The following is a 1,322-nucleotide window of genomic DNA, read 5'->3' as shown; positions in this document are numbered from 1 at the left end:
GTCCCCGGGGTGAGGGTCAAGCCCGCAGGTCGCATCCGCAGAGATCGCCCACTGAACACAGGTCGTCGGCGGTCACATGCGCGCTGTGTGTTGTTTCGAATTCGTCGATGCGGTCGAGGATCTGCTGGGCGTGGCCGATCCGCTCGTGGAGTCGTTGCCGGGAACGGTGCAGCAGCTCGGCCAGGTGCGTGCCGACCGACCGGCCGCTGGTGTCACCGCCGGCGGTGAGGAGGTGCTGGATTTCGGCGATGGTGAGCCCGAGCCCGCGGAGCTCGCCGATGAACCGCACGCACCACAGGGCGTCGTCGGTGTAGAGCCGGTACCCGGCCGGGCTGCGGCCCAGGGTGCAGATCAGCCCGAGGTCGGTATACTCGCGCAACGCTTTCACCGGCACCGCGGTGCGCGCGGACAATTCCCCGATCGTCATCGTCCGTGTTGTCGTGTCCATGGGTGTTCCCGGCTTCGCGTGGGGTGGGCGTGCGCGTTCAGCCTGCACAGCAGGAGAGTTTGGTGACGTCGGTGGTGAAGGTCTGGGCGGTGAGTTTCAATGCTTCGCCCATGGTCAGATACGGCGCCCAGGTGTGGGCGAGCTGGTGCACGGTCAAGCCCGCGGTCATGGCGTAGCCGGCGGCGGTGATCAGGTCTCCGGCATTGTCGGTGAGTGCGTGCACGCCCAGAATCCGGCCCGTGCCCTGCTCGGCGATGATTTTGACCAGGCCGCGGGTGTCGCGGTTGACCAGTGCCCGCGGCACGTACGCCAAGTCCAGGACCCGGCACTGGCAGGCCAGCCCGGCCTGGGCTGCTTGGGCGTCGGTCAGTCCGACCGAGGCGATCGCGGGGCTGGTGAACGTCACGCGCGGCACGGTGGTGTAGTCCAGGGTCCGGTCTGCGCCGGTGAGGGCGTTGTCGGCGACCAGGGTGCCCTGGGCGGCGGCCACGTACACGAACTGCGGGTCCCCGGTCACGTCCCCGGCGGCCCAGATCCGCGGATTGCTGCTGGCCTGGTGATCGTCGATGACGACCGCGCCGTCGGCGTCGACTGTGACACCGACCGACTCCAGGCCCAGGCCCGCGGTGTTGGGGCGGCGGCCGGTGGCGATGAGCACGTGCTCGGCCCGCAGCTCGGTGGAGTTGCCGCCGGGGGTGCGTACGGTCATCACCTTGTGCCCGTCGACGGCCAGAACTTTCTCGACGGTGGTGGCGGTGTGCACATCGATGTGCTCGTCGGTGAAGACGGCCTCGAGCGCGGCCGAGATTTCCGGTTCCTCACCGGAGGTCAGCCGAGTGCGAGCGATCACCGTCACCGTGCTGCCCAGGCGGGC

2 protein-coding genes are annotated in these 1,322 nt (G+C 69.1%); both read right to left on the bottom strand.

Annotated elements, in window-relative coordinates:
• Window positions 1-16: 16 nt before the first annotated feature.
• Window positions 17-448 carry a MerR family transcriptional regulator gene (locus tag ACH4F2_RS36165; RefSeq protein WP_238587942.1) on the bottom strand — a complete coding sequence of 144 codons (432 nt, stop codon included), beginning with the start codon at window positions 446-448 and terminating at the stop codon, window positions 17-19.
• Between the two features lie 37 nt (window positions 449-485).
• Window positions 486-1,322, bottom strand: an 837-nt coding sequence (locus ACH4F2_RS36160; protein WP_398136823.1) for an FAD-dependent oxidoreductase, incomplete at its 5' end; no start/stop codon positions are given.

It is taken from the genome of Streptomyces sp. NPDC017890 (genome assembly GCF_044328675.1).
Taxonomy (GTDB): domain Bacteria; phylum Actinomycetota; class Actinomycetes; order Streptomycetales; family Streptomycetaceae; genus Streptomyces.
The sequence above is the reverse complement of the archived record's forward strand: the minus strand, read 5'-3'. Positions and strand labels throughout refer to the sequence as shown.

What these genes read in the sequence shown, in the direction of transcription:
- ACH4F2_RS36165 (WP_238587942.1), bottom strand. Translation starts at nt 448, where the DNA reads ATGGACACGACAACACGGACGATGACGATCGGGGAATTGTCCGCGCGC.